The organism is Achromobacter sp. 1011811831 (assembly GCF_059760905.1).
The window spans coordinates 17,608-41,536 of record NZ_JCBANG010000011.1; the positions used below are offsets into that span (position 1 = coordinate 17,608).

General features: G+C 66.5%; 17 protein-coding genes and 1 tRNA gene. 7 read left to right on the forward strand and 11 right to left on the reverse strand.

Translation table 11 applies throughout. The annotated features are described in order from the left end of the window. Nucleotides 1-3: 3 nt before the first annotated feature. Both AC6LJ9_RS06505 and AC6LJ9_RS06510 read right to left on the reverse strand, forming a co-directional pair. Nucleotides 4-1,578, reverse strand: coding sequence for a peptidylprolyl isomerase (locus AC6LJ9_RS06505; RefSeq protein WP_498146920.1), 1,575 nt, complete (start codon nucleotides 1,576-1,578; stop codon nucleotides 4-6). Further along, nucleotides 1,575-3,947, reverse strand: coding sequence for an LPS-assembly protein LptD (locus tag AC6LJ9_RS06510; protein WP_498146921.1), 2,373 nt, complete (start codon nucleotides 3,945-3,947; stop codon nucleotides 1,575-1,577). Before AC6LJ9_RS06510 ends, AC6LJ9_RS06505 begins: the two co-directional genes overlap by 4 nt. A 168-nt stretch (nucleotides 3,948-4,115) precedes the next feature. Between AC6LJ9_RS06510 and AC6LJ9_RS06515 the strand changes: the two genes are divergently transcribed. The 3 genes from AC6LJ9_RS06515 (at nucleotide 4,116) to AC6LJ9_RS06525 (ending at nucleotide 6,687) form a co-directional block, all read left to right on the forward strand. Continuing rightward, entirely contained in the window at nucleotides 4,116-5,156 is a 1,041-nt protein-coding gene (locus tag AC6LJ9_RS06515; protein ID WP_249204740.1) for an aminoglycoside phosphotransferase family protein, read from the forward strand. Next, on the forward strand, nucleotides 5,156-5,842 hold the full coding sequence (murU, locus tag AC6LJ9_RS06520; protein WP_498146922.1) for an N-acetylmuramate alpha-1-phosphate uridylyltransferase MurU: 687 nt from the start codon (nucleotides 5,156-5,158) through the stop codon (nucleotides 5,840-5,842). Before AC6LJ9_RS06515 ends, murU begins: the two co-directional genes overlap by 1 nt. Nucleotides 5,843-5,988: 146 nt before the next feature. Then, complete coding sequence (locus tag AC6LJ9_RS06525; protein ID WP_212312264.1) at nucleotides 5,989-6,687, forward strand: DUF6776 family protein; 699 nt, start codon at nucleotides 5,989-5,991, stop codon at nucleotides 6,685-6,687. Nucleotides 6,688-6,759: 72 nt separating this feature from the next. On the opposite strand, the gene AC6LJ9_RS06530 is transcribed toward AC6LJ9_RS06525, so the two are convergent. The 3 genes from AC6LJ9_RS06530 to AC6LJ9_RS06540 form a co-directional block, all read right to left on the reverse strand. Further along, nucleotides 6,760-7,083 (reverse strand): 4a-hydroxytetrahydrobiopterin dehydratase, encoded by a 324-nt coding sequence (locus tag AC6LJ9_RS06530; RefSeq protein WP_103272536.1) that lies wholly within the window; start codon nucleotides 7,081-7,083, stop codon nucleotides 6,760-6,762. Between the two features lie 79 nt (nucleotides 7,084-7,162). After that, nucleotides 7,163-7,810 carry a YiaD family glycine zipper/OmpA-like lipoprotein gene (locus AC6LJ9_RS06535; protein ID WP_498146923.1) on the reverse strand — a complete coding sequence of 216 codons (648 nt, stop codon included), beginning with the start codon at nucleotides 7,808-7,810 and terminating at the stop codon, nucleotides 7,163-7,165. Nucleotides 7,811-7,959: 149 nt separating this feature from the next. After that, nucleotides 7,960-8,646, reverse strand: a complete 687-nt coding sequence (locus AC6LJ9_RS06540) for an HAD family hydrolase (RefSeq protein ID WP_498146924.1) — start codon at nucleotides 8,644-8,646, stop codon at nucleotides 7,960-7,962. Nucleotides 8,647-8,860: 214 nt separating this feature from the next. On the opposite strand from AC6LJ9_RS06540, the gene AC6LJ9_RS06545 reads away from it, so the two are divergent. Further along, nucleotides 8,861-9,889: an isocitrate/isopropylmalate dehydrogenase family protein gene (locus AC6LJ9_RS06545; protein WP_498146925.1), complete on the forward strand. Its 1,029-nt coding sequence runs from the start codon at nucleotides 8,861-8,863 to the stop codon at nucleotides 9,887-9,889. A gap of 7 nt (nucleotides 9,890-9,896) precedes the next feature. Here AC6LJ9_RS06545 and AC6LJ9_RS06550 read toward each other — a convergent pair whose 3' ends face one another. Next, nucleotides 9,897-10,922 (reverse strand): transporter, encoded by a 1,026-nt coding sequence (locus AC6LJ9_RS06550; RefSeq protein WP_212312270.1) that lies wholly within the window; start codon nucleotides 10,920-10,922, stop codon nucleotides 9,897-9,899. Nucleotides 10,923-11,024: 102 nt separating this feature from the next. Continuing rightward, the gene (ppk2, locus tag AC6LJ9_RS06555; protein WP_212312271.1) at nucleotides 11,025-11,948 is read right to left on the reverse strand and encodes a polyphosphate kinase 2; all 924 of its coding nucleotides are present in this window, start codon (nucleotides 11,946-11,948) and stop codon (nucleotides 11,025-11,027) included. Between the two features lie 257 nt (nucleotides 11,949-12,205). Between ppk2 and AC6LJ9_RS06560 the strand changes: the two genes are divergently transcribed. Next, nucleotides 12,206-14,233 (forward strand): alkaline phosphatase D family protein, encoded by a 2,028-nt coding sequence (locus tag AC6LJ9_RS06560; protein ID WP_498146926.1) that lies wholly within the window; start codon nucleotides 12,206-12,208, stop codon nucleotides 14,231-14,233. A gap of 55 nt (nucleotides 14,234-14,288) precedes the next feature. Here the strand turns inward: AC6LJ9_RS06560 and AC6LJ9_RS06565 are convergent, their stop codons facing one another. From AC6LJ9_RS06565 to AC6LJ9_RS06575, 3 genes are all read right to left on the reverse strand, one after another. After that, nucleotides 14,289-17,834, reverse strand: a complete 3,546-nt coding sequence (locus AC6LJ9_RS06565) for a UvrD-helicase domain-containing protein (protein WP_498146927.1) — start codon at nucleotides 17,832-17,834, stop codon at nucleotides 14,289-14,291. 357 nt (nucleotides 17,835-18,191) lie between these two features. Further along, nucleotides 18,192-18,267, reverse strand: a tRNA-Lys gene (locus tag AC6LJ9_RS06570). 131 nt (nucleotides 18,268-18,398) lie between these two features. After that, the gene (locus tag AC6LJ9_RS06575) at nucleotides 18,399-19,145 is read right to left on the reverse strand and encodes a 3-oxoacyl-ACP reductase family protein (RefSeq protein ID WP_498146928.1); all 747 of its coding nucleotides are present in this window, start codon (nucleotides 19,143-19,145) and stop codon (nucleotides 18,399-18,401) included. A 116-nt stretch (nucleotides 19,146-19,261) separates the two neighbouring features. On the opposite strand from AC6LJ9_RS06575, the gene AC6LJ9_RS06580 reads away from it, so the two are divergent. Together AC6LJ9_RS06580 and AC6LJ9_RS06585 are read left to right on the forward strand one after the other, a co-directional pair. Beyond that, complete coding sequence (locus AC6LJ9_RS06580; RefSeq protein WP_212312274.1) at nucleotides 19,262-19,891, forward strand: TetR/AcrR family transcriptional regulator; 630 nt, start codon at nucleotides 19,262-19,264, stop codon at nucleotides 19,889-19,891. A gap of 11 nt (nucleotides 19,892-19,902) precedes the next feature. After that, nucleotides 19,903-21,495, forward strand: coding sequence for a sensor domain-containing diguanylate cyclase (locus AC6LJ9_RS06585; RefSeq protein WP_498146929.1), 1,593 nt, complete (start codon nucleotides 19,903-19,905; stop codon nucleotides 21,493-21,495). Between the two features lie 19 nt (nucleotides 21,496-21,514). Here the strand turns inward: AC6LJ9_RS06585 and AC6LJ9_RS06590 are convergent, their stop codons facing one another. Next, nucleotides 21,515-23,653 carry an AsmA family protein gene (locus AC6LJ9_RS06590; protein WP_498146930.1) on the reverse strand — a complete coding sequence of 713 codons (2,139 nt, stop codon included), beginning with the start codon at nucleotides 23,651-23,653 and terminating at the stop codon, nucleotides 21,515-21,517. Nucleotides 23,654-23,929: the final 276 nt, after the last annotated feature.

Consider the following 23,929-nt stretch of genomic DNA (forward strand, 5'->3'; position numbering starts at 1 on the left):
GGCCTAGCGGTTGTTCTGTTGGATGCGTTGTTGCTTTTCCAGGCGGTTATCCACGTAGGCCTGGGCGCGCAACTGGTCCAGCCAATCCTCGAAGGCGGGCTGGGCGCGACGCTCGAACAGGATCTGGCGGGCCTTCATGCGCGCCATTTCGTCGGTCGCGTCATGCTGGCGTCGCTCTTCGACCTGGATCAGGTGCCAGCCGAACGGCGATTGCACCGGCTGGCTGAGCTCGCCGGGCTGCAGCGCGTTCATCGCAGCCTCGAAAGGCGGCACGGTTTCGCCGGGATTCAGCCAACCCAGCTCGCCGCCCTGCGGCGCGGTCGAGTCCTGCGAATATTGACGCGCCATGTCCTCGAACTTGGCATCGCCCGCCACCAGGCGCTGGCGCACCTGCTCCAGGCGCTGACGCGCCAGCTGGTCGCTCATGACCGTGGACGTCTTGATCAGGATGTGGCGCGCGCGGGTCTGCGTGACCTGCATGGACGCCGGCTGCTGCGCGTGCTGCGGCTGGGGCTTGGGCTGCGGCGCCTGGGCCGGCGCGGGCGCGCGGGCGGTGCGGGCCGGGGCCGGCTGCGCCGTGCCGCGGTCCAGCACCTTGATGATGTGGAAACCGTTGCCGCTCTGGATCAGGGCGCTGACCTGGCCCTTCTGCAGATTGCCGACCGCCTTGACGAACAGGTCGGGCCAGCCGTCCAGCGGACGCACGCCCATGACGCCGCCCTGCAGCGCCTCGGGACCGTCGGAGGACGCGGCCGCGAGGCTGGCGAAATCGTCGCCGCGCTTGGCGCGGGCCAGCAGGCCCTCGGCCTTCTTGCGCAACGCGGTCAGCTGCTCAGGCGACGAGCCTTCAGGCACGCGCACCAGGATCTGCGCGAGCGCGTACAGCATCGGCCCGCTGGGCGCCGCCGCCTGCTCGGGCGCGGGTTCCGGCTGCGCCTGCGGCTGAGGCTGAGGCTCGGCCTGCGTCTGCGCGGCGAACGCCGGGTTGCGGCGTTGATCGCGCAGGAAGGCATCGACTTCCGCGTCCGAAATCACGATGGTGGAATCGACGGCACGCTGGCGCAGGCGGTCCATGCGGATCTCGTCGCGCAGGGACTTGCGGTAGCTGTCCCAGGACACGCCCGATTTTTCGATTTCCTTGCGCAGCTGGTCCACGCCGATCTTGTTGCGCGCCGCGATGGCCTGGGTGGCCTGATCCACCTGCGCGTCATCCACGCGGATGCCCATGCGATCGGCCTCGTGGCGCTGCACGCGTTCCATGATGAGGCGCTGCAGCACCTGGTGCTGCAAGGTCTGGCCGTCAGGCACCTGGATGCCGCGCGCCTTCAGGTCGCCGGCGATGCGCAGCGACGCATCATGCAGTTCGCGCAGCGTGATCACGTCCTTGTCGACCACGGCGGCAATGCCGTCGACGAACTGCTCGGACTGCGCGGGCGCCGCGCTTTTTTGCGCGGCGGCGGGCTTGCCGCCGCCCTTGCCGGCGGGCTCCGCCGCATGAGCGGCCGGCAAGCCGGCGCAAAGGGCCAACAGCAGAGCGCTGCCGGACAGGCGGCGCAAGGAGTGCAACCTACGCATCATTCATACCTTTCAAATGTGGTCCCGTTCGGCACAGGCGGGGTAACGCGGCTGTAGCCGGGGATACTTCTGTTCAGCAGGGTCATCGGGTCGGTTCCGAGGGAACCCAGGCCGGTCAGCTCCAGCTGGAAGAACACGGCGGAGTTGGCGTCCTTGGCCGACACCGCGTAACGCTGGTAGACCACGCGGCCCACCCAGCAGCAATCACCCTTGTATTCCAGGCCGGCGATGGCCTGGGTGACGCGGGGGGAGTCGTTCAGGTTCGCCACGGTCGAACTCGGCCCGGAGCGCAGGGAATAATCGACGCGGCCCACGCCATACCAGCGCTTCGTGAACGGCCACTGCACAGCCAGGCTGACCTGGTTCTGGCCCTGCGGCTGGTAATAGACCCCGGGCTGCGGGTCGCGCTGGTAACGATAGGACAGCGCGACCGTCGTCAGCCTCTGAGGCGACCAGCGCGCGCTCACCAAGGCGCGCGACCAGCGGTTGTCATAGGGATTGTATTGAGCGGCCACGTCGGTGTTCAACGTGTCGGTCAGGGCAGCGCTGGCGGCCACCAGGAAGTCCGACCGCACGTTGTTGCGCGGCGTCTCGTTGGGCAGCGTGACTTTCTGGTTCTCGAAGTAGATGCGTTGAGCCGCCGACAGGGACAGGCGCTCGAACCCGGTGTTCGCATCCAGCCAGCGCGTCGTCAATGCCGCCGTCACCTGATCGGCGTTCGCGATGCGATCCCAGCCGCCGGTGTACGTGTTCTCTTCGAACGCCTGCGAGAAGCTGAAATCGGCCAGCGATGTGTCGAACACCGGCAAGCGGCTTTGATCCCGATACGGCACCCTGAGATAGTACAGCCGCGGCTCCAGCGTCTGGATGGACGATTTGCCGAACAAAGTGGTTTCACGGTCGAACACCAGACCGGCATCCACCGAGAAGATCGGCACCGTACGCGACGCGCCGCGCGGGAAATTCGACGACCCGGGCATGCCGGGCCAGTCGGTGCGATACCAGTTCGTCTGGTACTGCGTGAAATTCACGCCAGCCTTGGGCACGATGAACCAGCCCGGCCGGACGATCGGATAGGAAATCGTGGGATAGGACTGCAGGCGATCTCCATCCGGGCCATAGCGCACCGAGCTGACCAGGGGCTGGCGGAAACGCACGGCGGTGGACGTCCAGTCGACGTCAAAACCGCCCCAGTCGTAGCGTGCGCCGCGCAGATAGAGTTCAGGCACCTTGTCGTAGGGCGGGATCAGCGGCGCATCCGGATCCTGCAAGGTCTGATACTTGTAGACCTGGACGTAGGTGCTCCAGTAATTCGAACTCCAGCCTACCCGGCCGCGCTGCGGCAGATAGGTCGTGGAAGCCTGGTTCAAGCCCAGTTGGGAAATATCGCGGAAGTAGTTGTTGTCCGATACCTTGGCGTAATCCCAATCGGTATAGAAGCCATTGCCCAATACCTGCTGGTGCGTCCAACGGAACATCCAGCGATCCCGGTCGCGGATCTGGTCGTTCGGCAGATAGGTACCGACCAGCGTGCCGTTATAGGCCCACCCCATATAGCGGAACTCGCCGCCCAGCTGCGTGCCACGCTTGGAAAAATACCGCGGCTGCAAGGTCAGGTCGTAGTTCGGCGCCAGGTTGAAGTAATACGGAATCGAGATGTCCAGGCCACCCTGGCTGGTCGTCCCGTATGTCGGCACCAGGAAGCCCGACTTGCGTTCCTTCTTGACCGGGAAGGTCATGTAGGGCGACGCCAGGATCGGCACGTCCTTGAAATACAGCACGCCGTTGCGCGCCACGCCTTCGTTCTCGTCGAAGTCGACGTCGACCGTGGTGGCCTTGATGTACCACGACGGCTTCTCGCAGTTGCAGCCGCTGTAGGTCACGGTGTGCAGCCGCATCTGCGACTTGCTGAAGATGTCCGCGTGCTCGGCGACGGCGAAGCCGCCGGTGGCGCCCATCCAGAAATTCGGCTTCTCGATCTCGCCCGTGTACTTGTCGACGTTGAACTTGGCCCGCGGACCGGTCACCAGGGTGCCGTCGCGCATCATGCGCGCGCTGCCCTCGACGTCGACCTCGCCGCTGTCCTTGCGATAGTTGATGCGGTCGCCCTTGATGACGCCGTCGATGCGGCGCACCTGCGCATTGCCGGTCAGGGTCAGGTCGGAATCTGGATCGCCGTCGATTGAATCGGCTTCGAGATATGCGGGAATATTGCCGTCCGGCAGCCTGTGCAGCCGCAGGCCGGGGGACGTGCGCAGCACGGGCGCCGAAGCGGCGGGCGTTTCTGACGCGGCCGTCCCTTGGCTGCCCTGGGCCTGAGCGGCCCCGGCAACGCTGACAGCAGATAGGATCAACCACCGAACCTTGCGCACGAGTGAAAAAAGCCCTTATCGACGATGGAAGAAGCCGGCACTGGCGCTCGCAGGGAGCCAAAGCCAACGGAAATGACCCGGTATTATAGAGAAGCCGCGCCATGCGCCCAGACTTATGTGCGCCGGACGCAAAATTCCGCAATATCGTCCTTTCCACACGGATCTTTCTTGAAAACCCCTCTAGACCCCCGCCTGACGCAGATCCGCAACTGGCTGACCGGCCTGCCCGCCTCCCTGAACCTGGCCGTGGACACCCTGCGCCCGGCTTCCGCCGATGCCAGCTTCCGCCGTTATTTCAGGCTGGACGCGGGCGACCGGACGCTGATCGTCATGGATGCCCCGCCCGAGCACGAAGACTGCCGCCCGTTCCTGCATGTGGGCGGGCTGCTGCGCGGCGTTGGCCTGAACGTGCCTGCCGTGCTGGAGCAGGACCTCGGCCAGGGGCTGCTGCTGCTGTCCGACCTGGGCCAGCAGAACTACGTCGAGCGCATCCGCGCCGGCATCGGCGACCGCGAGCTGCAGACGCTGTACCGCGAAGCCCTGGCCGCCCTGGTCAAGATGCAGCAGGCGCCGGTCACCGGCCTTGCGCCCTACGACACGGCCCGGCTGGCGGAGGAGCTCAAGCTCTTTCCGGAATGGTACGTGAGCCGGCATCACGGCGTGACGCTGGACGACAAGATGAGCAGCGCGCTGGACAAGATCTTCGCCCTGCTGTCCGCCAGCAACGGGGGACAGCCCACAGTCCTGGTCCATCGCGACTACCACTCGCCCAATCTCATGGTCTGCGACCAGCCCCAATATGGCCCCAATCCCGGCATCATCGATTTCCAGGACGCGCTGGCGGGCCCCATCACCTATGACCTGGCCTCGCTGGTGACCGACGCCCGCACCACCTGGGAAGAGCCCCAGCAGCTGGACTGGGCGATCCGCTACTGGGAAATGGCACGCGCCGCCGGCCTGCCGGTGGATGCCGACTTCGCCGAATTCCACCGCGCCTATGAATGGATGGGCCTGCAGCGCAACCTGCGCATCCTGGGCGTGTTCGCGCGCCTGAACCACCGCGACGGCAAGAAGCACTATCTGGACCACATGCCCCGCGTGAACGGCTATGTGCGGCAGGTGGCGCAGCGCTACGGCGTGTTCACCCCCCTGCTGCGCCTGCTGGACACGCTGGACGGCCGCGAAGCCAAAGTCGGGTATACCTTCTGATGCGGGCCATGATCCTGGCCGCCGGCCGCGGCGAGCGCATGCGCCCGCTGACCGACCGGCTGCCCAAGCCCCTGCTGCCGGCCGGCGGCCAGCCCCTGATCGTCTGGCACCTGCGGCGCCTGGCCACCGCCGGCATCCGGGACATCGTCATCAACCACGCCTGGCTGGGCCACGAAATCGAACAGGCCCTGGGCGACGGATCGAACTACGGCGTGCGCATACGCTACTCGCCCGAACAGACTGCGCTGGAAACCGCCGGCGGCATCGCCCAGGCGCTGCCGCTGCTGGGCGACGCGCCCTTCCTGGTGGTCAACGGCGACGTCTGGTGCGACTGGCAGCCGGACGCCGCCCACGCCCTGGCCGCCGACCTGCAGCCGGACAGCGCCTGGCTGCTGCTGGTGGACAATCCCCAGCACCACCCCGGCGGCGATTTCGTGCTGGAACCGGACGGGCGGGTCCATGATGGCGACGGCTCGCGTTTGACCTTCTCCGGCATCGGCGTCTACCATCCTGGCTTGTTCGCCGGCCTGGCCCGCGGCACGGCAGCCCGGATGGCGCCCCTGCTGCGCCAGGCCATGGCGCGCAACGCGGTACGCGGCGCGCGCCACACGGGCAGGTGGACTGACGTCGGCACGCCGGAACGGCTGGCCGAACTGGACGCCGAACTCGGCGGCAAGCCCTGCTGATGTCCACATATTTCACAATATCAAGGTGCGCAACCAGGCTTGTCCGCGCGCCCAACCACCCTCGCTGGCGGGGTATCCTCTGACGCTTTGGCGCGCCTCGGGCGCGCCTGCCGCATACGTCGCAGAGTTTTTCTAGGAATTTGGGGATGTTTGGAAAATCGCAACGGGCCGTATTCAAGCCCTCCGTCTATCAGCCGGGCCAACGCACGCGGCGCATGCCGCGCTGGCTGGTGCTGCTTCTGGTGGGCATCGGCCTGGGCGCCGGCGGCGTGCTTTTCCTGCAGACCAACTACGGCCCGCAGCGCCTGACGGTGGAACAATCAGAACAGCTGCACAGCGAGCTCAGCGCCGCCAACCTGGAACGCCAGCGCCTGCAATCCCAGCTGGAAGAAACCACCCAGCAGCGCGATGCCAACAAGACCGGCCATGAAAAGCTCACGTCCGACCTGGCCGAGGCCCGCAGCAAGATCGACGCGCTGAACAAGGAACTGGTGCTGTTCCAGGACGCCATGCCGGCCGATCCGCGCGGCGGCAACCTGGGCATCCGCTCGGCCACGTTCAAGCGCGCGCCCGGCCTGCTCGACTTCCAGGTGCTGGTGATGCGCGAAGAGCGCCAGGGCGCGCCGTTCAAGGGCACCCTGACCTTCTCCATCGATGGCAGCTACCCCAACGGCCGCGTCGCCACCATCACGCCGGAAGGCCCGACGCTGAACGTGGACCGCTACGACTACGCGCTCGGCCAGCTCAAGCTGCCCGACGGCTTCACGCCCAAGGTCGTGGTGCTGCGCGTGATGGACGGCGCGCAGAAGCAGCAGGCCATGCGCATCTATTACGTACGCAACTGATACGTGCGCAACTGATCGTCCTCGCCGGGCGCGGCTCCCGCGCCCATTCCGGCTCCGCCAGGAGCCGGCCCTTCACGCCGCCTTCGGCGCCGTGGCGCCCAGTTGCTGCGCCGCCTCGTCCATGAACTGCGCCATGCGCACATCCAGCTCGGTGACCCCGCCGGCGTCATGCGTGGTCAGCAGCACATCCACCCGGTTGTAGACGTTGGTCCATTCAGGATGATGGTCCAGCTTTTCCGCGAACATGGCGGCGCGCGCCATGAAGGCGAATGCGGCATTGAAGTTGGCGAAGCGATAGCGCTTCTCGATGGCGTCGCGCTCGGCGACGGCCTGCCAGCCGCTCAACGCGGCCACCGCGATCTGGGCGCCGATGCGCGCGGGCGGAAACATGCTCATGGTGGACTCCTGGCTATCAAATGAATCAAGGCGGCGGCGCCCCGCGCCCGCCGCCTCGCTCGCCGGACCGCGGTCGCGCCTATTGCTTGACGGCGTACAGGTAGATCTCCACCCGCCGGTTCGCCGCGCGCCCCTCGGCGGTGGCATTGTCGCCGATCGGATCGTTCGGCCCGCGGCCCTCGACCGACAGGCGGCCGGCGGCCACGCCCTGGCGCGCCAGGTAGTCGGTCACGCTCTTGGCCCGATTGACCGACAGGGTCTGGTTATGCGCCATCGCCCCGGTGCTGTCGGTATGGCCGACGACCTTGGCGCGCAGTTCCTGGTGCTGGTTGAGCGAGCGCGCCACCGAATCCAGCACGGGCAGCAGCGCCGGCTTGAGCTGGGTCTTGTCGGTATCGAACGAGACATTGCTGGGGATGTTGACCTTGAGGCTGCCGTCGGGCATTTCGACCACGTCGATCCCCAGCGAGGACGCGCCGGACTTCTGCACATCGTCCTTCACGACCTTCCAGTTGTAGCCGACCAGGCCGCCCGCCACGGCGCCGATGCCCGCGCCGATCGCGGCGCCCTTGCCATTGCCGATCAGGGCGCCCAGGCCCGCACCCACCGCCGCGCCCGCGCCCGCGCCTATGGCGGTATTGTTCTGCTGCTGCGTGGCGCAGCCCGCCAGCAGCCCTCCTGAAACAACGACGACAGCGATACGGTTGAACATTGTTCTTGAGTTCATGACAACCTCCACTTACCAGTCGGATCCGCCGGAAGATTCCGGCTGATCCATGCTAGCAAGCGCGCCGGAGCCGCGCGCAACATTTTGTAGAGGCCGCTCTCGTCCTTGCGACCGACGGCGGCCGGCCGATGCCGAGCGCCGGCAGGCTTTCAGGCGCCGAAGCGCGCCAGCCACGGCAGCGCCTCGGCCAGGCCCGGCGATTGGCGTTCCGGCTCGGGCGCGCCGGGCGGCAGCGCCAGGCCGACGCGGTTGTGCCAATAGGTCCGCAGGCCCACGCGGCTGGTGCCGAACAGATCGTAGCCGGAGCCCGCGACGAAGGCGGCGCGCCCGGGCTGCACGTCCAGCCGCGCCAGCGCCAGCTGGTAAGGCCGCGGGTCCGGCTTGTAGTAGCCCGCCTCTTCCGACGTCACGACCACGTCCCAGTCCACGCCCAGCAGCGCGGCGGCGCGATGCCCCAGCGCCCTGGAGCAGTTGGTGACCACGCCCAGCCGGCAATGCGGACGCAGCGCCGCCAGCAGCTCGCGCGCGCCGTCCCAGGCCGGCAGCAGCTCCCAGTTCGCCTCCAGCGCGGCAGGCGCGGAAGCGGGCAGGCCGACCGCCTCGGCGGCCTCGGCCACCAATTGCTCGTAAGACAGGTAGGCGCCGCAACCATAAGTGCGGCGCAGGTACTCCGCGCGCCACGCGCGTCCCTGCGGCTCCGAACCGGCGGCGGCGTTCCAGACCGTCCAGGAATCGAGCAAGGCGGTCAGCAGGTCGAACAGCACCGCCTGGGGAAAACTGTCCTCCGCGTCGGAACGGGGATGATCGGGGCGGACGCCGGCGTTTGTAACAGACATGGAATGGACACTCCGGAAAACTGCGGAAGCAATCACTATAAGAAGCCGCGCCCCCGCTGTGATTTAGTCTCCATGCAACTGACCTTTAGGTCTGACTTAACGGCAGCGCGTCCTCCCGGCCAGCCGCCGGGCCGGCAGGACGCGGCCTCGCCGCCGTGTCGCCATGGTAAAAATGCCCGGACGACTGCTCCGGTCGAACTACCAAGGTGATGCCATGAACCCGACTTCTCCGTCCCGTATCCCCGCAACCCTGATACCCGGAGACGGCATCGGCCCGGAAGTCGTCGAAGCCACCGTGCAGGTGCTGGACGCCCTGGGCAGCCCGTTCGACTGGGATGTGCAGCAGGCCGGCATGGCCGGAGTCGCCAGCGCAGGCGATCCGCTGCCCGCCGCCACGCTGGCCAGCATCCGCGAGCGCCGGCTGGCGCTGAAAGGACCGCTGACCACGCCCGTCGGCACAGGCTTTCGCTCATCCAATGTGCGCCTGCGCGAGGAATTCGAGCTGTTCGGCAACGTCCGCCCGGTCAACACCATCGTGCCCGGCCGCTACGAAGACATCGACCTGGTTCTGATCCGGGAAAACCTGGGCGGCTTCTATGTCGCGCACGAGTTCTACATCCCGCAGGGCAACGACCCGCACGCGGCGGCCGTCTGCACCGGCATGAATACGCGCGAAGGCAGCGAGCGCATTGCCCGCTTCGCGTTCGAGTACGCGGTCCGGCATGGCCGCAAGAAGATCACCGTGGTCCACAAGGCCAACATCCTCAAGGCGCTGACCGGCCTGTTCCTCGAGGCCTGCAAGCATGTCGCCAAGGAGTACGAAGGCCGGGTCGAGGTGGACGACATGATCGTGGACGCCTGCGCCATGCAGCTCGTGCTCAATCCCTGGCGCTTCGACATGCTGTTGTGCACCAACCTGTTCGGCGACATCCTGTCCGACCAGCTGGCCGGCCTGGTCGGCGGCCTGGGCATGGCGCCGGGCTCGAACTTCGGCAGGGATGCCGCCATCTTCGAGGCGGTGCACGGCTCGGCGCCCGACATCGCGGGCAAGGGCGTGGCCAATCCGATTTCGCTGATGCTGGCCGCCGCCATGATGCTGGAGCACGTGGACCGGGCCGGCGACGCCCAGCGGCTGAAGCAGGCCATCTCCGCCACCATCAACACCGACAAGGTGGCCACGCGCGACCTGGGCGGCACGGCCGGCACGCGCCAGTTCGCCGAGGCGGTCTGCCGGCGGCTCTAACGAGCCGTCAGCTCAGGCGCCGGCGGTGCGCCACCCAGGCCACCGCCGCGGTGAACACCGCCACCAGCGCGCAGATGATCCAGAAACCGCCGCGGTCCTCGGCCAGCGGAATGCCGCCCACGTTCATGCCGAACAGGCCGGCCATGATGTTGATGGGCAGCGCCAGGACCGTGACCAGCGTCAGCGTGAACAGCGTGCGGTTGTTCTGCTCCTGCAGGCGCGCCGCGATCTCTTCCTGCAGCAGCCTGATGCGCTCGATCAGGCCCGCCATGTCGCCCAGCACGACGGAGAATTCCTCCGTCGACTCCCGCAGTTCCTGCACGTCGCGCGGCTGCAGCCAGGCCGGCGGACGCGCCAGCAGGCGGAACACCGAACCCGGCTCGGGCGCCAGCGTGCGCTGCAGCCGCACCAGCACCCGGCGCGTTGCCGCCAGGTCCACCCGCGCCGGTCCCGACTGCGCGGCCAGGAAGCGGTCCTCGATCCCGTCCACATCCAGGCTGGCCTTGCGCACGATCTCGGTCATCAGGTCGGCCTGATCCCGCATCAGGTGCGCCAGCAACTCGGCCGGCGAGCGGAAGCGCTCGCCCCGACGCACATGCTCGCGCAGCCGGTCCAGCGAGCGCAGCGGCTTGTGGCGCAGCGTGACGAGCAGCTTGCGCCTCGCGCACACCCACAGCGTGGCCACCTGGGCCGGCGTGCGCTCGAAATCGAAGATCACGTCGTTGAACACGGCAACCAGCGCGCGCTCCTGCTGCTCGATGCGCGTCGAATGGGCCGCCTCGCCCAGCATGGCGATGAAGGCGTCCGGCAGTTCCAGATGCGCCTGCAGCCAACGCACACAACCGGCCTGGGACAGGTTCATGTGCAGCCAGAGGAAATCGCCCTCTTCCGATTCGTTCGCGCTGTCCGCCAGTCGCTGTGCCAGCGCCTGCGAATCGAGTTCGGCGCCGGGGCCGTCCGGCGTGAAGCGGAAGGCGCAGATCAGGCCCGAGATGTCGGATTCATAGCCTGCTGCCGTCGATGTCGTCATCATGATCCGCGCTCATGGCGTAGCGATGGCGGGCCGTTGCGGCCCGCCCTGGGATCGGGATGGTGACGCCGGAATGTGACAGTCGAAAGACAGGCGCCGGCCGGTTCAATAGCGATCCGGCACGAACATGTGCTCGGGCACGGGATGGCGCAGATAGTCCTGGTGATGCACACGCTCTGGCAACTGCACTTCCGTGTGATCCACCGGCAGATAGGGCACCTGGTCCAGCAGGTGGGTGATGCAGTTCAGGCGGGCCTTTTTCTTGTCGTCGGCGCGCACGATCCACCAGGGCGATTCGGGGATGTGGGTGCGCTCCAGCATGACTTCCTTGGCCTGCGTGTACGCCTCCCAGCGGCGGCGGCTCTCCAGGTCCATCGGGCTCAGCTTCCATTGCTTGAGCGGATCGTTGATGCGGCTCTCGAAGCGGGCTTCCTGTTCGTTGTCCGACACCGAGAACCAGTACTTGATGATCTGGATGCCGCTGCGGGCCAGCATCTTCTCGAACTCGGGCGCGGAGCGGAAGAACTCCTCGTACTCGGCGTCGTTGCAAAAACCCATGACCCGCTCCACGCCCGCGCGGTTGTACCAGCTGCGGTCGAACAGCACGATTTCGCCCGCGGCCGGCAGATGCGCCGCATAGCGCTGGAAATACCATTGCGTGCGCTCGCGCGAGGTCGGCGCCGGCAGCGCGGCCACGCGGCATACGCGCGGATTCAGGCGCTGCGTGATGCGCTTGATGACGCCGCCCTTGCCGGCGGCGTCGCGGCCCTCGAACAGCACGACCAGGCGATGGCCGGAGTGCACCACCCAGTCCTGCAGCTTGACCAGTTCGCCCTGCAGGCGCAGCAGTTCGCGGAAATAGCGCTGGCGATTGGCGCGCCAGTCTTCGTCGGAAGTGTCTTCGCCGTCCAGCCGGCGATCGTCCAGTTCCAGCTCCAGCTCTTCATCCAGGCTGTCGATCAGATCCGCCTGCAGGCGCAGCTGCCGTTCCAGCGCGGCCACGCCGTCGCGTTCGAGTGCGTTTTCCATGTAGCCCCCCATGGCGCGCCGGGCGCGCCGTTGTCTTGCAGGCACATGCCTGACCCACCCGATTCTGGACGATGAATATGACAGGCGCTTGTCCCGCGCCGATGTGGCCATTTGTCACGCCCATGCAACCGCCCGCTGCTGGAATACCGGCGCCCGCGGCTGGCCGCGGCACGGCACCGGGGGCCGCGCCGCGCGTGCCGCGCCCTCCGCACCCCGGCGCCGCATCACCGCGCCACCCAGCCAGAGCAGACCCAGACATGGACCGCAGAACATTCATCAAGTGGGGCAGTTTCCTGACCATCTCCACCGCCAGCGTCGGCCTGGCGGGCTGCAACGGCAGCAGCGACGACGATGACGACAGCCCCGGCACGCCGGACAATGGCAACAGCGCGCGCTACCAGTTCCCGCAGGGCGTGGCCTCGGGCGATCCCCGCCCCGGCAGCGTGGTGCTGTGGACCCGCGCGGTGGGCGCCGACAACGCGGCGGTGCCGCTGCGCGTGCAGGTGGCGCGCGACGAGAGCTTCAAGCAACTACTGGTCGACGACGCCATCCGCGCCGAGCCCGACTGGGATCACACGGTGCGCCACAAGGTCGTGGGCCTGGATGCCGGCGCCACCTACTACTACCGCTTCATCGCCGGCGCCAGCGCCAGCCCCGTTGGCCGCACGCGCACCGCGCCCGCCGAGAACGCCGCGGTGGCGCAGCTGAAGTTCGCCTTCATCTCCTGTCAGGACTGGAGCGTGAACCACTGGGCCGGCTTCGACGAACTGCTGACCCAGGACCTGGACTTCATCGTGCACCTGGGCGACTACATCTACGAAACCGTGAAAGCCGGCTTCCAGACCGGCGCCGTGGAAAGCGCGCACGCGCCGCTCAGCCTGCCCGACGGCACCAAGCGCGCCGATGGCGCCATCTACGCCACCACGCTGGCCGACTACCGCAGCCTGTACCGCAACTACCGCAGCGATCCGCGCCTGCAGGCGCTGCACGCGCGCTTTCCCATGATCGCCATCTGGGACGACCACGAATTCTCCGACGACTGCTGGCAGGACCGGCAGGTCTACGCCGCAACCGACGACGCCACCGCCAACACGCCGCGCCGGCGCGGCGCCAACCAGGCCTGGTTCGAGTTCATGCCGGCCGACGTCAGCTTCAACCGCGACAACCCGGCGTTCGACAACATCCAGATCTATCGCGCGTTCCGCTTCGGCACCCTGGCCACCCTGCTGATGACCGACCTGCGCCTGTACCGCGCGGACCATGTCATTCCGGAAAAGCAGGTCGGCAGCGAAATCGGCAGCCGCTATTTCGTGCCCAAGCGCATCCTGTCCCAGGTGGAAGCCGCCAAGGTCAGCGCGGCCGCCGGCCAGCTGACGCCGGTGTCCATGCTGGGCGATACGCAGCGCGACTGGTGGAAGGCCCAGCTGCGCGCCAGCGCGACGACCTGGAACCTGTGGGGCAATGAAGTCTCCCTGCTGCGCATGCAATTCAACGGCGCCCAGGCCGTGGCCGGCCTGCTGGCGCAGGGACTGGCCGCCGCCAACAACGCGCTGACGCCGCTGGTGCCCGCCATGGCGAACGCGCTGGTCCAGGATCTCACAGGCGCCGACCACAGCAGCGGCAAGCCCGTCACGGCCTACCCTGCCCTGTCGGCCCTGCTCGCCGCGCAGGCCGGCATCCCGGCGGGCGCGTTCGCCGCCCAGATCAAGCCGCTGCTGGACGCGCAGCTGCCGCCTTCGGCCCTGCTGGACGAATACCTGCTCAACGCCGATCAGTGGGACGGCTACAACGCCGAACGCAAGCACCTGATGGCCTTCGTGCGCGATACCGGCATCCGCAACCTGGTGGCGCTGACCGGCGACATCCACGCCTTCTTCGCCGGCCCGGTCATGGACGACTACGACGCGGCCATGCCCAAACCCATCATGGTCGACCTGGTCACGGCCGGCATTTCCAGCAACTCGTTCTTCAGCTATTTCAAGAACGTGGTGGACAACGATCCCGCCTTCGCGCAGGCCAAGCCGCTGATCTACAGCGAGAAGAACGGCGCGCTCACCAACAACTTCAACGCCACGCTCAAGCAGTTCAACGGCGGCTGGCTGCGCCATGTGGACACCGACGCGCAGGGCTTCGCCGTGGTGACCCTGACCCCCGCCGAACTGCGCTGCGTGTTCAGCAAGCTCAAGCCGCTCAACGGCAAGCAGGCGCCCGCGCTGCCGGCGGTGGCGTCGCTGACGACGCTGACGGTGGCGGCGGGGATGCCGGAGGTGAGTGTGGCGGTGTAGGTTGGCGGAAAGCTAGAAGGCCGTTGACGATTGCGTCGACGGCCTTCGGTATCATCTACGCTAGGCTTGAGTACGATGCCGGATCAAGGATTTCTCGATAGTGCGATACGTGGCGTGTCTCCAGCAGCTTCATGAAATGCGCGCAAAGCGCAGGATCCGCGGACAGCTCAACCCGGACGCGGGATAGCAACGCAGCCTGTCCTTCACGCAAGCCTTCGATTTTTTTCTGTATCGCATTGTCGATTTCCGGGTCATCGTGACGGTCGCGCCGCTCGAACGACGGCAAGGCGCGATCAACGGCAGGTTTCGCCGGGCGGGCTTCGTCCGTGGACACGAGCAACAGGCTTAGGCGCTCATGCGTCTGCTCATAGATTTTCCGGAAATTGGCATCCTTCAGCTTTTCCTCCAACGCCATGGCAGACCTCGCGCGTTCGAGGCCGGTATCCAGCATTAACCTCTCCGCGTACAGGTCCAACTCCAGCTCGAATGTCGCTCGTTGCAATGCGCTGGCACGGTCAAGCGAATGGTTGATCGCCGCCACACCCTCATTGACTGCCCTGAGCCCCCCCGCTATCCGGCGTCCCAAAGAGGCCCGAACGACGGGATCGGCTTCATGCGTGTCCTTGATGCGGGAAGCTGGACGCGTGGCAGACCCGGCAGGCGGCGCAGGTCTTCCGACGGACGCACGCTGCTCGCCAGGCCCCCTGCTTGGCGCATTGAGTACGTCGCTGAACGTCAGCCGTCTGGATGCCGCTTTCGCCGGGACAGTCGATATGGCGCCAGGCATGTCCTTCGACTCGACAATGGGGACTTCCACATCAGGCTCCGTCCTTCCCGACTTGGGCTTGTAGGCACAGGCGGGATAGTTGGAACAAGAACGGAACTCGCCATACCGGCCTGTGCGCGCGACCAGAACACCCTGTTTGCACCAGGGGCAACGTTCCTCCTGGCTAGGTTCCCCTTTCATATTGGTGATCTTCACGGCACCGTCCGCTTCCAGCTCACGCAGGAAGCTTGAGCACTGGCCTCGCGTGGTGAACATGGCGACACCGCGTCGCGCCCGGGTCAGCGCCACATAGAACAAGCGGCGCTCCTCGCTCAGATAAAAGGTGTCTCCGGCGGGCATGGCCAACGCCAGCACGGGATCATCGGCCCGCGTGTTCGGAAAGCTGCGCCCGCGCAGCACGCTGCGCATCTCCGGCAGGATGACGTAGTCGGCCTCGCTGCCCTTCGACTTGTGAATGGTCAGGAACGATATATTCACCCAGCGCGAAAACCGGCCCATTCGAGACGGCAGGTGATTTCGATCGGCGTTGTAGCGACCGAGGACATACACAGAGACTTTGCCGTCACGCCCAGGAGGAATGGTGCCATTGTTGACGCCTTCGGCCAGATGCTGCACGAACTGGTCTATCGCGTCGGTGAGTTCGTCCTTGTGATCCACCTGGAAGGCCTGGAGCACCGGCCCGACCGCCGGCGTGGCCGACCTGACCAGCTTGCTCAACTGAGCGGGATTCTTGGCGACGAACTGACTGGAGACGTCGCAAAGCGCCTGAGGACAGCGGAAGGTCTGCTCCAGCTTGAGGATCTGCCCATGCTCGAACCATTCCCGAAATGCGGTCATCACGGACACATCCGCGCCGGCGAACCTGTTGATGGACTGCCAGTCGTCACCCACGGCGAAAAAGAAGCGCCCCGGCTTCCGGACCAGGGCGCGGCACAACCGTGCCCGGGCACGGGATACGTCCTGAAACTCATCGGCCATCACCAGTTCGTAAGGCGCCGAGTAACGGCCATTTTCCAGGTGGTCGGCTGCCTGGTTCAGCATGTCTTCAAAGTCGATGCCGCCTTCGGACGCCAGGGCGGCATCCCACTCTCGCAGGATCGGCGCGGCGATGTCCAGGAACATTCGGTGGCGATACTTGAATGTGCCGTCAGGCATCGCGTCCAGACCGCTGTGCAGCGCCGCCATCGGCAGGCAATTGCTCTTGACGTGGCTGATGAAGGTTCTCACCAACTTGATCAGCTCTTTTTGTTCCATGGGCTTTTGACCGTCCCTCGGAATTTCGCGATCCGGATTGGGGTCGAGCACCGTGCCTCGGCGGGTCAGCTCTTGAGCCAAATGATCAAACACCGCGCCAGTACGGATCTGATGCGACGTTGTTTCAATCAGCGATGTGCCGCGCTCCCGGTGCAACTGGCGCTTCCACGCCACTCCAGAAACATAGTCGCCGAAGCTGGGCGGCGCGTTGCCCTGCGCGTCGAGGGCGAAATGCTCGTGATACAGGTCAATGGCCGGGTAGTAGAAATCAGGGCGGTACTGGCGGTATTCGTCGGTCGCCGTCTTGAACCTGTAGCTGTCTTCGTAGCGATAATCCACGCCGTTATAAAAGAGCCAGTTGGAGATGGTGGCCTCTTCCTGGCTGCGGACTCTTTTCCCGTCCGCAGTGAGCGTTCTGCCATTGCCTTGGCCGTCCCATACGTCCGGCGTCCCAATCGATCCGAATGCGGGCAGATCCTTGCCGAAGACGAACCTGAACAGGTCCCATCGCGTCCGGAAAGCAGGATCGCGATCCTTGAGCTGATCAATGATCCCGCCCAGCTTGCGTATACCGCCAAGAGCATCTGTCGCCCAATCCGGGACATCTGGTTTTTCTCCGGTCGCCTTGCCGATGATGCTCAGTCCCAAGGCGTGGAAAGTCGAGGCATTCACCTGAACGCCCTGCATGCCAAGTCGTTCGAAGGCATTGGCGGCGCGCGCGCTGAGCTCCTCCGCGGCTTGCTTGTTGAACGCCAGCATGACGATGCGTTCAGGAGCGACCAAACCCCGATGGATGGCATAGGCGGCTTTCGCGACCATCGTGGATGTCTTACCCGAGCCCGCGGACGCCACCACCTGCACACGATTGTCGAAGCAGACCACGGCGCGCGCCTGCTCGTCAGTCAGGGGCTTGCTCTCTACCCGGGCAAACAGGTCCTTGCACTCCTCCAGCTCGGATTCCGTATGCCGTGCGTTGAGCAATTCCCAATTGGCACGATGGTCGGCCTCCCAATGAGCCAAGGTGCCATTGACCGCGGCGACCTCATTGCCCAGTCTGGCCTGGACCTCCGATCTCTTCAGCCGCGCACGGACTGCAGGGACATCCATTTCTGGCCGCGCATTTTCCAGGGCCGTCTGCATTTCGTGGGTAAACCACCGACGCTCGGCGCGAACGACGTCTTCCTGTACCTGCTTTTGGTCAAGCCACGCCCGCATGGATTGATGGGCGCACTGAATGTATGCGACGTCCTCAAGAATTCGCTGATCGGCCAGCGCGAATTTGAGTGCCTTGCCCAAGGCAATCCCTTGCGCATTTGGCAATCCGTCCACCTTCACCGCCTCAGGACGGCCAGGAAAAAGGGTGAAGTCCGTCCAGAACACGCCCGGGTCAAGGCGATAGGAGGTCTCATCCTCGATCCTGGTCGTATGGATCCGTCCCGCAACGGAAAGCCACAATTCCGGGCCATTGAGGCGCAACTGCCAATTTGATGATCCGGTCAGATACCCGCCCAATCTGGAGGGAGCCCACGCCTCGGTCATTTTCCGCCCTTCTGTGTCCATGTTGCCATGCGAGCCTGGCAGGTTCGCCAGGTCGACCAGAAGGAAATAGTAGCCGGTAGTAATTTTTAGCTATGCATCGGCATTCGGGCGAACGGCCGCAAACGGCACAAGGCGTCATGGCGGGGATGCCAAGCAGCCATCGGCAGCAAGAAAGCTTGCCCGCGGTATCTGCGAGCGTTGCGATATGCCCTTGAGAACAGCCCTAGCTTTGCGAAAGTATGCCTATCGGAATTAGACCGGCCATGCTTGGCGCAGATGACTGGCAGCGGCGGTGCTGCTGAAGATGCGGCTGCTGAAGATATGGATTCGAAATAAAAAAACGGGCACCCCGTGTGGAGTGCCCGTTTTCGAATCTTTTGGTGGGCTGTGAGTGGCTCGAACACTCGACCTACGGATTAAGAGTCCGCTGCTCTACCAACTGAGCTAACAGCCCGACGCAAACTCACTCATCAATCACCCAGGCCCCTTGCGGTTTCTGCTGCGATTCGCTGTGTGAGCAGCGAAGAAGAAAGATTATAGAGAGCTTTTTTGAATCGTGCAAGTCGCTCTCAGGAAAATTTCCTCTCAGGCCGCGAATCCCCCGTCCACCGCGAGGCTCGCGCCCGTGACATAGCGCCCATCAGGGCCGGCCAGGAAGGCCACCATGCCGGCGATGTCCCGCGTTTCGCCATAGTGCGGCAAGGACAGCACCGCCACCATGTCGCCGGCGCGCTCGCCGTCGGCCGGGTTCATGTCGGTGTCGATCGGCCCCGGATGCACCACATTGACGGTAATGCCGCGCGGTCCCAGGTCGCGCGCCAGCCCGCGCGTCAGGCCTAGCAAGGCGGACTTGCTGGCAGCATAGATCGTGACGCCGGCGCGGCCGGCGCGCTCGGCCAGGCAACTGCCGATGTTGATGATGCGGCCGCCGTCCGGCATGGACGACTGCAGCGCCTGGACGGCGACGAAGGGCGCGCGGACGTTGACGTCCATGGTGCGCTCGTAGTCGTCCAGGCTGGCCTGCGCCAGGTCGCCGGCGATGAATACGCCGGCGTTGTTGACCAGCACATCGACCGGCCCCAGTTCGTTCAGCGCGCGTTCGGCGGCGCGGCGCAGCTGGTCCGCGTCGGCCGCATCCGCCTGGATGGCCAGCGCCCTGCCGCCGCCGGCCTTGATTTCGGCGACGAGTTCATCGGCCTTGCCGGCCGACGACGCGCTGACATAGGTGAAGGCCACATCCGCGCCGTCGGCCGCCAGCCGACGGACGATGGCGGCGCCGATGCCGCGGCTGCCGCCAGTCACGAACGCCACTTTGCCCTGGAGATTTCGCATGGGGATACCCTAATTTGTAGTGATCAATACAAATATCATCGCCGCACTGGCTCGCAATCGTCAATCATTTTCTTATCGATCAACACAAAATACTGTGCCAGCTTAAAATTGCACGCATGGCAGAACGAGGACGTCCCCGCAACTTCGACCGCGACCAGGCCTTGCGCAAGGCCATGGAGGTCTTCTGGTCGAAAGGATATGAAGGCGCATCGCTGACCGACCTCACGGCGGCGATGGGCATCAACTCGCCCAGTCTCTATGGCGCGTTCGGCTCCAAGGAAGCGCTGTTCCGCGAGGCCGTCGAGCTGTACCGCCAGACCGACGGCGGCGCCGCGCGCCAGGCGCTGCAGGACGCGCCCAGCGCCCGCGACGCCATGCAGGGCATGCTGCTGGCGGCGGCCGAGCGCTTCACCACGCCCGGCCTGCCTCCCGGTTGCCTGATCGTGCTGGGCGCGCCGGCGGGCACGGTCAGCCCGCCCGGCATCGGCGAGTTCCTGTGTGAAAGCAGGCGCGAGATGCAGGCCCGCATCCTGGCGCGGCTGAACCAGGGCGCGGCCCGCGGCGAACTGCCCGACGGCGCGGACCTGAAAGGCCTGGCTGCGTTCTACACCACGGTGCTGCACGGCATGTCCATCCAGGCGCGCGACGGCGCCAGCCGCAAGACGCTGCAGGCCGTGGCGCGGCAGGCCATGTGCTCCTGGGATGCGCTGGCCGGCGTCCCGCCTCCGGACCACGCCCGCTGTTGAAGGACGGCGCCATGATCCGCATCGACCTGCGGCGCCTCATCCTCTGGATCAGCCTGCTGTCGATCATGCTGGTGCTGGCGGGCGGCCTGCACGCCAGCTATCTCGTGCAGCGCGACCTGCTGCTGCACAACGCGCAGGAAGACAACCGCGCCTACGCATCCAAGCTGGCCGCGACCACCGAGTATTTCCTGAACGACCTGCGCCGCTATCTGGCGTTCAGCGCCGAGATGCTGGCGGACATGCAGGCGCATCCGGAACTGATGGCCGAGGAAACCCGACGCCAGGAAACGCAGCTCGGTCACTTCAACTCCAGTTTCATCGTATCGCCGCAGGGCAAGGTGCTGTCGGCCTCGGCTTCCGTGCCGGACCTGCTGGGCCGGCAGATGTACAGCCCGGCCGCGCAGGACGCGATACAGACCCAGCGCCCCACCATCAGTGAACCCTTCCAGGGCCGCAGCGGCCGCTGGCTCATCCTTTACACGCATCCGATCTTCTCGCCCGACAAGCGCTACATCGGCTATATCGCCGGTACGCTGTATCTGCACCAGGACAACGTGCTGGACCGCCTGCTGGGCCAGCACTTCCACCGCGACGACTCGAACCTGCGCGTCGTGGACCGCAACGGCACGCTGATCTATGGCCGCGACCGCAGCTTGCTGGGCAAGCCGGTGGCCGAACTGCAGGCGTTGGCGCCCGCGCTGCGCGGCGAGACAGGAGAATTGCGCTTCGTCGACGCCCTGGGCCGCGACATGCTGGCCGGCTATGCGCCGGTGCCGAGCACGGGCTGGAGCCTCATCGCGCAGCGGCCGGTGGCGGGCACGCTGCAGCCCCTGAGCGACCTGCTGCTCGCCACCGCCCGCAACACCCTGCCCCTGCTGCTGCTCTCCATCGCGTCGCTCTGGCTGCTGTCCAGGCTGATCGCCAAGCCGCTGGGCGAGCTTGCCGGCTTCGCCAAGCGCATGCAGGATCTGGATTCCGCCGACGGCATACGCGGCGTGCGCTCCTGGTACTTCGAGGCGACCCAGCTCAAGCGCGCGCTGCTGATGGGCCTGGCGTCCATGCACCACAAGATGCGCGACCTGCGCCGCAAGAGCGCCACCGACACGCTGACCGGCCTGCTCAACCGCCGCGGCCTGGAAGAAGCCATGGCCATGCTGCAGGCCGAGGACACGCCGGTCGCCATCGTGGTCATCGACATCGATCACTTCAAGAACATCAATGACCGCTATGGTCACGCCGCTGGCGACCGGGCGCTACAGAGGCTGGCCAGGCAGATGGCGGACAGCGCCCGCGCCGGCGATACGCTGGCCCGCGCGGGCGGAGAAGAATTCGTGATGCTGCTGCCCGGCGCGCCCATGGCCGCCGCGGTGGCAACGGCGCACCGTCTGCGCCTGAAGGTCGCGGCCTCGCCCGGCCCGGACCTGTCGGCCCATCCGATCACGCTGTCGGCCGGCGTGGCGCACTATCCCACGCACGGCGCCACACTGGAGGCGGTGTACCAGCGCGCGGACCAGGCGCTCTATTACGCCAAGAACCATGGCCGCAACGCCGTGGCCGCCGCCGACGACCTCGTGCGCGGCGGCCTGCGCAACACCTTGCCCTGAAGACGGATTCCCGCCGCCGCTACTTGCCCTTGCCGGCCGCCGGCGCGCCCTTCGCCTGCTTGAGCAGCGCGCCGCAGGAATTGCCCTCGTCGGCGCTGGGACCGATCAGGGCCAGCAGGCCCGCGGCCGGCGTCAGCAGCACGCCCAGCGCCACCATGCCGGCGCCGCGCGCCGCCAGCGGCAATGCCTTCACGCCCACGTCCGGCTTGCCGAACGTACCCTGGACGTACAGCGGGGATCGCAGGGAAAAGAGACGGAAGCCCTTGCTGTCGGGCGTGATGTCCAGGTTCAGTTTCTCGTTCTTGAAGTCGGCGGTTCCCGTGATGCCGATCAGCGCGTTCTCGGTATCGAACACGAACACGCGCGGCGTCATCGTGCCGCTCTTCATCTGCAGGTCGGCCACGCCGCAATTGATCTTCACCTCGTCGTCGCCGAACAGCTTGGAGACGACGTAGTTGCCCACGTTCAGGCCGGCGATCTCCATCAGGCTGCGGCTGATCACGCCGTCGTTGACCAGCATCTTCACGTCGCCGGTCGCGGAGCCCAGCAGGGCCGCCACGGAATTGCCGGAGCCCGTCAGCGCCAGGTCGCCATGAAGCTCGCCCAGCGTCTTCTGCATGGACGGCGAAGCCGGGAAGAGCTGTTTCAGGCGCAGGCGCCGCGCATGCGCCTCGATCCGCCCGGACAGCGGCGCTCCGGAGCCGTCCAGGCGCGCCGTCGCGGCCATGCTGCCGCCCGCCATGCCGAACTTCAATGGATCCAGCGTCAGCACGCCGTCCTGCAGGATCACGTGGACGCTGAGATCGGACAGGGGCAGCTTGCTGTCGTGGATGATGCTGGCCGCTTCCAGCGCCACATCGGCATCCATGTCGCGCCAGCGGTCGGTGCGGAACGCCTGCGTCGGCAGGACCTTGCCGCCGGGCGGCCGGGCCGGCGCGCTCTTGTCCTTGTCCTGGGCCGGCGCCGCCTTGCCCGAGGGCACGCCGATCAGCGGCCCCAGGTCGGCCATGCGCAGCAGCTTGGACGAGAGCTTGCCGGTCAGCTTGGGGCGCGGCGCGCCCAGCGCGAAGGACACGTCGCCATGCAGGTCGCTGTTGCCGACCTTGCCGTTGAAGTCCTTGTAGTCGAACACCGTGCCGCCCTGGCGGCGCAGCCGCGCCACCAGGTGGCCGTCGGTGGAGTAAGGCGGCGTGTCGGGCAGCGTGACGCCGGTCAGCGGATAGAGCTGCGCCATCGATCCGCCCGACAGCTTGAGCCGCAGGTCCAGCGCGGCCAGGCTGGCCGGATCGCGCAGCGTGCCCACCACCGCCGCGCGCGTGCCGCCCACGCTCAGGTCCGCCTGCACCGGGAACGGCTGGCTCGCATCCTGCATGGCCAGCATGCCGCCGACCTTGCCCTCGCCCTTGACCGGCAGGTCCTTGTACTTGCCCGAGACCTTCCAGCCGAACACATAGTCGCGCGGCGCGGGCGCGGACTCGCCGGACGGCGCTCGCGCGGCGGGACTGCCGGCGGCGTCTGGAGATCCGGGGGCGGACGCGCCGTCAGCCGGCGCCTGCGGCGCGAAATCCGCGCCGGCCACATCGGCGAAAGGAACGGGCTTGCCCAGCGGATCGACCTGCAGCGTCAGATCCGCCTTGAGGATCTCGTCGCGCAGGCCGACCTGGCCCTTGTCGAAACCGATCTCGTTGATGTCCAGCGCCCACGGCGACGGCTCGCCGGTGTCGGGCATGGTGAACTGCCAGTTGGCCCGGCCATCGGCCAGACGCTCCAGGTCGGCGGCAGGCTCGGTGAGTTGTATGCGCCGGATGACCACGCGCTGGCTCAGCAGCGGCAGCGGCGACAGGCTGAACTCGCCGCGCTTGAGCGTGGCGAAGGCCGGCGCCTTGGCCCAGGGCGCGTTGCCGACGGAGATGTCCTGCGCGCTCACGTGCGGCCACGGCACCCAGCCGCGCCATCCGCTCTCATCCGGCTCGCGCGCCCAGCGCACGCTCAGGTCGCCGTTGATGGCGAAGGGCCGCCCGATGGCGGCGCTGACGCGCTCGTTGATCATCGGCCTGGCGCGGTTCCAGTCGAACAGCGCCACGACGGCCACCAGGGCCGCGATCGCCACGCCGATCACGGCGAAAACCCCGATCGCTACTTTTCTTGTGCGTGTCATGGTTATTATCCTTGGCGTCGCGGCGATGACATGCCGTCGCCGCTCCTGTGCCCGTTCAGTCCCCTATAGGGTAGCCCGACCCGCCGGACGGGTTAAGCTTGCCGGCCCGAGAATGTGTATGGATTTTTCCGCCATTGCACGCGCCAGGGGCTCCCCGGGACAGGCTCGGCGGCCCGGCTGGCGCCGCCGCGCTTGCGGCGGCGCCTGATTCGGGAAGACGGCGCGCGCCGGAAGGCGCATGGAGCGCGTGGTTACAAAAAGACAGGACTACGCGAC